The sequence below is a fragment of the Bacillus sp. JJ1474 genome (assembly GCF_036965225.1).
Lineage (GTDB): Bacteria > Bacillota > Bacilli > Bacillales > Cytobacillaceae > Cytobacillus.
This window is the reverse complement of sequence record NZ_JBALPC010000218.1, coordinates 1-7,817: the sequence shown is the minus strand read 5'-3', so window position 1 is coordinate 7,817 and position 7,817 is coordinate 1. Positions and strand designations below refer to the sequence as shown.

At 33.2% G+C, this 7,817-nt stretch carries 6 protein-coding genes; all 6 read right to left on the bottom strand.

What is annotated here, in order from left to right:
- Positions 1–167: 167 nt before the first annotated feature.
- The 6 genes from V7164_RS22265 to V7164_RS22240 all read right to left on the bottom strand — a co-directional run bounded on the left by V7164_RS22265 (position 168) and on the right by V7164_RS22240 (position 7,729).
- Positions 168–617 (bottom strand): hypothetical protein, encoded by a 450-nt coding sequence (locus V7164_RS22265; RefSeq protein WP_335347790.1) that lies wholly within the window; start codon positions 615–617, stop codon positions 168–170.
- Between the two features lie 404 nt (positions 618–1,021).
- Complete coding sequence (locus V7164_RS22260) at positions 1,022–2,173, bottom strand: MFS transporter (RefSeq protein WP_335347791.1); 1,152 nt, start codon at positions 2,171–2,173, stop codon at positions 1,022–1,024.
- A gap of 714 nt (positions 2,174–2,887) precedes the next feature.
- Positions 2,888–3,865: an HD domain-containing protein gene (locus tag V7164_RS22255; RefSeq protein WP_335355256.1), complete on the bottom strand. Its 978-nt coding sequence runs from the start codon at positions 3,863–3,865 to the stop codon at positions 2,888–2,890.
- Positions 3,866–4,611: 746 nt separating this feature from the next.
- Positions 4,612–5,022, bottom strand: a complete 411-nt coding sequence (locus V7164_RS22250) for a hypothetical protein (RefSeq protein ID WP_335355255.1) — start codon at positions 5,020–5,022, stop codon at positions 4,612–4,614.
- Between the two features lie 299 nt (positions 5,023–5,321).
- Positions 5,322–6,128 (bottom strand): MOSC domain-containing protein, encoded by an 807-nt coding sequence (locus V7164_RS22245; RefSeq protein ID WP_335344784.1) that lies wholly within the window; start codon positions 6,126–6,128, stop codon positions 5,322–5,324.
- A gap of 173 nt (positions 6,129–6,301) precedes the next feature.
- Positions 6,302–7,729, bottom strand: coding sequence for an amidase (locus V7164_RS22240; RefSeq protein WP_335355254.1), 1,428 nt, complete (start codon positions 7,727–7,729; stop codon positions 6,302–6,304).
- Positions 7,730–7,817 lie beyond the last annotated feature (88 nt).

The window sequence follows — 7,817 nt, the reverse complement described above, 5'->3', positions numbered from 1 at the left end:
ATCAAAAAGAATTTATTTTCATGGCACCGTTTGTGTCAAATAAGCATTACCATGTTCAAGATGATAACTAAAAATGACACAATTTCTTGTACAATAATTGCGCCCGATTGTGGAAGATCATAAGTATCTGTCTTGTTAAACTATTGCCCCCTTTACTTTAACAAGATTTATTTAACTTCAATTACAAAGGCATAACTCGAACTTCCCTTATCCCATCCTGCATGGACATCGTAAATATAAACACCTTTTTCTTTTGGCACTGTTAAAATATTATTACTTAGCGAAACATTTTCTACTTCGCTATTACTAAGCCATCTATTTACTCCCAACGTATTTTCTTTAGGCTCTATTTTAAATTCTATCTTTAACTCAGATCCAGTTGATACAATCACAGGTTTAATTTTATGATGTTCAACCAGCATTGGAGGAGAAATTGTATCAGCACAAATAGAATTAAGTAACCCATCCCAACAGTACGAACCTCGTACCACTTCTAGCTTCTTTTCACCAAAAGTTATAGTTAGTTTAGGTAGATTAGAATTAAATAACCCGATAACAAAATATATCCCAATAGCCAATACTACTAATACTAATAAAGTTATTAAAAACTTATTCATCTATCTCCCCCTATATCCTTGTTCAACTAAACTCCCTTAAATGGAAATTGAGCGCTTATCCTTGTTCAAGGATAACGCCCTTTAGTAACATATTCATTTGGTGGAAAAAAAAATTATGTAGATCACTTAAACAAAATCAAAGTGACTTTCCAAAACAGGAATCTATAATGATAAATCCAGCCATTATCTTCATGGTTACTATAACCACTGGTGGATATCACCATTTTCGTAGGAAACCCATTGATTAGTGAAGAAATTAATAATTTCATTCCTAAAAAGGTTTTAACAACAGGTCTACAATCTTCAATAAATAATTTTTGCTTGTTGAAGATTTGGTGTAATTTAAGTAATAAAAATAAATCCACCTCTTAGTAACACAGAAGTGGATTCGTTTTTAAGTCTATTTATTTCTTTTTATTTAAATAATCTCTATAGACTAAAACAGCAACAACAAGAAAGCTTAAACTAACAATCCGAAAAATCATCTCTAAACTAATCCATTCAGCCAAAATTCCTAATATGAATGCGCTAACTCCAACACCGACGTCGAAGCTAGAAAAAAAGGTTGCATTAGCTGCACCACTTTTTTCTTCACTTACACTTTGAACCGCCATTGTTTGTAGACATGGCATAATCGTTCCATAACCTGCTCCAAATAAAATCGCCGCGATAATAAGATGAAAGTCTTTAGTTGCAAAAGACAACACAACTAAAGATAAAAATCCTAAAATGGCAGACACAATGATGATAGACCAAGGTCCTTTTCTATCATACCATTTCCCTGTATACGGACGTAACAAAGTTGAGACTGTCGCATTGACAAGGAAAAACAGAAAAATATTATCCAAGTTCTGTTGTTCTCCAAAAACAACTAAGAACGTAATAATCGTTCCAAAACCGAGTGTTGTAATGACCGTCAGTAATGCTGGGAACCATGCGCTTTTTTCAAAAATCATATCAAAAAAACGAAATGGTTCTTTCTCTCTCTTTATCGGGGCATGCGAATTTACGAATAAAAGTGCAGTGAACGCTAATAGGTTGAGTATAACTGATGACCAAATTACAATGTCAAAAGAATAAAAGCCATATATAAAGATACCTAAACTCTGTGCTATGATCGCCCCGACTGTTGTTGAAATAGAGAAATACCCCAATCCTTCTCCTAAGCGTGACTTAGGAATCGAGTTGACTGCTATTGTACTATTGGCTGTTGTTGATACGCCCCATGCAGTACCATGAAAAAATCTTAACAATAGCAACATCCATATAATGTTAAGAAAAGGATAAACAAGGGTAATTATCATTAACAATGCACTCGCACCGATGGCTAAAGCTTTCCGTTTGTTATCAATTAGAAAGTATCCCACGAAAGGTCTGATTAATACAGCGCCTATAGTGAATAACGTTGTCACTAAACCTATTTGAATGGGAGAGGCATCAAGGCTAATCATATAAGCCGGTAAAATAGGAAGCAACATTTCAAACCCAATAAAAATTAAAAAGTTACTAATAAATATGAAAAAAAATGATTTGTTAAATATTCTTTGATTTTCCATATAGAGATTACTCGCTTCTAAATTTTTTTAATTCAATTCAGAAGCGTCTGGAACACTGAAACGTTTCTATATTGCCTAAGTTTTTTAAGCATTAGTCTCACCCTTTCTAACGACATCTTTCTCGCTAACTTTTCATGACTCTCATCCAATAAGAGGCCTTGTATACATCCTCATCTCAATCTTTTCTCCTTTTGAACAAAAAAGACGCCGGCGAAAACCGGCATCTAGTAATTGTTTAGTTTTAATCAAAATGCACTAACAATTATATTGTCTTCTATAAACCTAAAATAAAAAGACAAAAAGTTTCCGGGAACTGTTTTCCATATGAAGTTTACTTAAAAAAGGGCAGACTAATCCCGTTGCATGTAAATCTCCTAAATGTAAAAATGACTTTACTTCTTCTGCTATACTTCTGAAAACAGTTTCCATTACTTTTTGCCTCCTTTCTCACTGAATAATTTTATCTATTTTAGTGCATTTTGATAAAAAAAGCAACCACCTAAGAGTTCATTATTGGCATTGTTGTCCTAATAGTTAAAGCTGAACTGAAATTTATCTCTCTTATTCCCAAGTGATAAAATCACTTGAAATTATTCCATTATATGGCCCTATTATTGAAAAAGGCACAATTCCTCTTCAAGATTTGCGCCCGATTGCTGAAGATCATTGCTTAACCTTATGAAAGATAAGCCCTCTATAGCCCTATATTTTTCATCACTTTGAAATCACTCGTAAATAAATCCCTTTTCTTGCTTTTATAGAAGCCTTTGAATTTTGCAGTTGAACTTTCTCGGAAATCATTGAAGCCTTAATCAATTGACCTCCCAACCATATGGATGGGTCAATCAAACGTTCCTTTTGCTTCATATGAAAATCAAAATCTTGTTCATCTTCAATTAACGTAACTTCCTCTTGTAATTGATTTAATAAGTGTATAACCTCGTTATCGTTTGAGCGATATAATTGATTTATGACCTTCTCATCTGTACTTAAGAAATGATTCGGTTCTAATATATTTTTCTTTAATGCCATTTTTAATGTTTTAGATAGAATGGTGTAACCATAAATATTTAATGGGTCTAAGAAATAATCAATGACCTCTTTATAATATGTATTTACAAACCATTCTGTCCACTCTATGCTGTCTATATGAATTTTCCCATCTATAATCACAAGATGAGTTAAAAAAGATTTTATTTCATCAAGCGAAATGATTCCACAACGAAACATATCTCTCAATGTATAGTCAATTCGATCTGCACATAGTTCTGGTAAAGGCTGCTCAAGTATTTTCCATTGTGATAAGTCGTCCATGATTTTTTTATAGTCCAAGTTATATTTGGCCAAAATCGTTGGTATATCTGAACCTTCTATGACTTGATTAAATATCTTCTCGTGATAATCTTCATTTTTTGCATCAAATACATAATCAATCACGTGAGAAAACGCTGTATGGGAAACATCGTGTAATAACCCTGCTATTTGCTCTTCAATCTTACCTCCTAGTTGTCTTACTAAAAGCATCACACCGACAGAATGCTCATATCTAGTTCCATTCCATTGTTTATTTACTAAATAACTCGCTCCACCTTGATGAACTTTTTTTAATCGTTGTATAGCTTGGCAATTAATCAGTTTCTCCAAAACTGGTTCTATTATAAATTCCCCATAAATTTCATCTATTACTTTCAATACTTTTCCTCCTTAATCCTTCACAATCTTACCTAATAAAATTTAACATAACTATCAAATTTTATTATTAAGTTATATTCCACAAAATGGCCCGATTACTGAAAAAGGCACAATTCCTCTTCATGAATTGCGCCCTTTAGCTGAAGAAAAGGTTTAAATACATTGTATTTTATTTCTTTCTAAAGAACGCTAAATCAAAAAAGAAACCCCTAGTGATATTCCCAAAGCAATTAAAAAAATCCTATAATAATCTATTTCTGCCGGTTTATAAAAATAATAATAAATGATACTCGTCCCACTAAGGAAAACAAAAGAAGCAATAAATCCATACATTCTTTTTCTAATATCAAACCACTTTAATTTTCTCATATTGATTACAGTTGCAATAATGAAATAAAAAAGATACAAAACAAGAAAAATTACATAGCCAATTACAAATTTAAAAGAAAATAAATTATCAATATCCTTATATACAATAAATAATGTAATTATCGTGCTTACTACAAATATTGTATAAAACAAAATAGATATTAGCTTTGAGGGAAATTTCCTCATTTTATCACCACAATAGTTTTAAATATTTTATCCCCTTTGATTATCTCAAAATGTCGTCATCTTGTTTATTGGTAATTTACTCCTTACTCACTAAACTTTACTCCTCATTTTAATAAGCCCTGTACCATTAAATGGCCCTTTTCATGAAGAATTCCTTATTTCAGAAAAGCGCCCGATTGTTGAACAAGTTATTATTTCTCAATTCGTACCAATGTTTTTTCAGGCATTTCAATCAAATCAATATTAAAGTTATCGATACTCAAGGTTTTTTCACCAACTCGCTTGTCCTTTTCCTCACCAACCCAACAACTATAAAGTTCAAAATAATCGCCTTTTTCAAGATAGCTATCCATAATTTCACATAATGCAATTAGCTTCTTTTTCGATTCAGTACATGATCTTTGATTCATATATTTTGATATCTCAATTCCCCAGTGACTAGATACCTCATAAACATAAGGTGTAGTAAATTGATATTTTTTAACATCCTGTTTGTTGTACTTAGTTGAAAAACAATCTCCAATATACATTAAGTCATTATATTCTTCTTCATCACTAAGTGGGATTTCTACATTACATCCAATATAGCTTGCTAAACTCATATAAATCCCCCTTTCACTTTTTTAAACTATTCTATCCAAAAGTTTAAGTGTAAACCTGCACAATTTCCATTAACGTAACTAAACAATATGGCCCTATTACTAAAAAAGGCACAATTCCTCTTCAAGAATTGCGCCCTTTAATGGAATAACTAAAACATGATCCCCATCTTAAAAATAAATTAATTCTTCTATTATTAAAGCACCCTTTGAATTGTAACATTTTAAAATCCATACAAATATCAGAGTCTTTATATTGGAAATATTAGGTAAACACAAGGACCGTCCCCATGTTTGGTATTTCACTCAATCTCAATTCTGTCTCCGATGCTTACCTTCCCAGGTTTCACTACGGTAGCATAAACTCCAAAGCTTCCAGCATTATTTTTCACAATAGATCTTAGTACATTTGGATCTTTTGGAAGGTCTCCTTGAGATAATGTTGTCATGACACATCTCTTTGTTTCTTGAGAAATTTTGAGCTGTACACTACCAATGGTTAAGGTTTTACCCACCCAATCATTTTCTATAAATGCTTCCGTATCTGGAACTTCAATAATAATATTAGGCCTGAACCGTCGTGCCTCAATTCTGCTTTCCGGTGCCAGTTTCCTTAAGTAATTAATAGTTGAGGTTGTAATAATATGTACCATATCAATATCAAAAAACGTGTCTTTTGGTGAAGTTCTTGTAAAAATCGAGCCTTTGTTGGCAAGTTCCTCGATATATTCAGGAATATATCCTTCAAACTGTACATCTTTTGCGGATGGAGTTGACAAATGAACGTTTCGATTCAAGCTGTTTGAAAGCAATTCATTTCTTTCTTCGTCTGTACTAATAATCGAACGACCATCCGGAAAAGTAATTCTTACCGGAGGAACTGCAGCATTCTCCTGTGTGGGTTCAACAAACGCTGCCCGATACTGAAACATGTTTGGCCATTTTTTAGGATTTTTAGCATTAGCAAGTTTACCAGTTTCATTATCAATGACTCCATAAGCTCTATCCCCTAATAACCCCTTTTCCGCAATCTCACATGTGTTTAATTCCTCCCCCATCATCGACTTAACGGGATATCTCCAAATTGAAGCAACCTTTAAAGATGCCATACAAATCACCCTTCCCATACTTAATAAAAGATATTATGCCTTATTTGTAAGTATGTTGTTTTATACAGAATTCGCAAAAGAAGGAATAACGTTCCATTGATTGCCAATCTATTTTTCCAAGTAGGACCAATTTCTTTAATTTGTTTTTTATTATTTTTCAAACCCTCAATCGTTTAGGGCAAATGATTTATATTTAGTTTTGCTGTTGTTAATGACAACTCTTGTTCCAAGGCATAACCAAATTGATACAGTTTTGCTTCTTCCCATTCCTTACCTATAAATTGGATTCCAATTGGTAAGCCCTCACTTGAAAAATCACAAGGTAACGCTAAGCTTGGAAAACCGTTCAAATTTGTTGGAGAAGTTTGTTTTGAGATTATTTGCCGAACAACAATAGCATTTTGATCATTTCCAATAAACCTCTCATTAATACGAGGAGGTAAAATAGATGTTGTAGGAGTTAGGATAACATCGACTTTTTCGAAAACATCATTGAATTCCTTTTTCGCTAACTTTCGAGTTTGTAATGCGGTTGCATATTCAAATCCTCTTATATAACGTCCTGTTAGCAATCTTTCCTTCACTTCATCATCCCAAAGATCTGGAAAGCCCTCCAAACCCTCCCTATTAATTGCATATGCATCACTAGAAAGAATAACACGCTGTGCATCTAAAAACTTCTCTATATTCGGAAGTGCAACTCGAGTTATCCTTACTCCTAATGCTTCTAGAATTGTTATCGCTTCTTCTACTTTTTTAGATATTTCTTCATTTAAATCCTCAAAATAAAAATTACTCGGAACTCCTATAGATGTCCCCTTAATATCTTTACCAATTAATCTAGTAAAATCTTCAGGTTTACGGTAGATAGCATCAGGATCTTCTGAATCAAATCCGGAAATGGCATTTAATATTAATGCATTATCATGGACTGTTCTTGTCATAGGCCCGACATGATCCTGAATCCATGATATCGGATACATACCACGCTTACTTACAGTACCATATGTAGGCTTCATCCCAACGATTCCACAGAAAGAAGCCGGTAAACGGATAGAACCTCCAGCATCTGTGCCAATTGCTCCATAACTAAGACACGCCGCTACCGCTGCAGCTGAGCCACTACTTGATCCTCCAGTCATTCTAGTGGTATTGTACGGATTTTTTACTGCCCCATAGTGGGATCGATCTCCCGTTGTACCTAAGGCTACTTCGTGTGTATTATGCTTTCCAAAGATTACCGCGCCTGCTTCTTTTAAACGTTCAATTACAAAAGCATCTTTTTCTGGAATATAATCTTTATATATTTCGGAACCAGAAGTAGTTTTCATACCTTTTGTATTAATATTATCTTTTATCCCGATTGGAATTCCATGAAGGGGTCCCTTGTAATTTCCTTGTTTTATTTCATTCTCCATTTCAATCGCTTCTTTTATAGCCTCTTCACGATTTACCGTTATGAATGAATTTAATATTGGGTCAACTTGATCAAGATGATTTAATAAGTTCTCAACTAATTCCACAGGTGATATCTCACCATTTTGAATACATTTTGAAACCTTCGTTATGCTAAAACTTAGTATTTCATTTTGTTTAATCATTTTTATATGGTCTCCTCTCCAAATGATTAAGTGAGCTAACTAAGCACTTTTTCATCTACTATTAGCTTATTTAAAGCCCATTAAATCC

What these genes read in the sequence shown, in the direction of transcription:
- V7164_RS22245 (WP_335344784.1), bottom strand. Translation starts at nt 6,128, where the DNA reads ATGGCATCTTTAAAGGTTGCTTCAATTTGGAGATATCCCGTTAAGTCG.
- V7164_RS22260 (WP_335347791.1), bottom strand. Translation starts at nt 2,173, where the DNA reads ATGGAAAATCAAAGAATATTTAACAAATCATTTTTTTTCATATTTATT.
- V7164_RS22240 (WP_335355254.1), bottom strand. Translation starts at nt 7,729, where the DNA reads ATGATTAAACAAAATGAAATACTAAGTTTTAGCATAACGAAGGTTTCA.
- V7164_RS22265 (WP_335347790.1), bottom strand. Translation starts at nt 617, where the DNA reads ATGAATAAGTTTTTAATAACTTTATTAGTATTAGTAGTATTGGCTATT.
- V7164_RS22250 (WP_335355255.1), bottom strand. Translation starts at nt 5,022, where the DNA reads ATGAGTTTAGCAAGCTATATTGGATGTAATGTAGAAATCCCACTTAGT.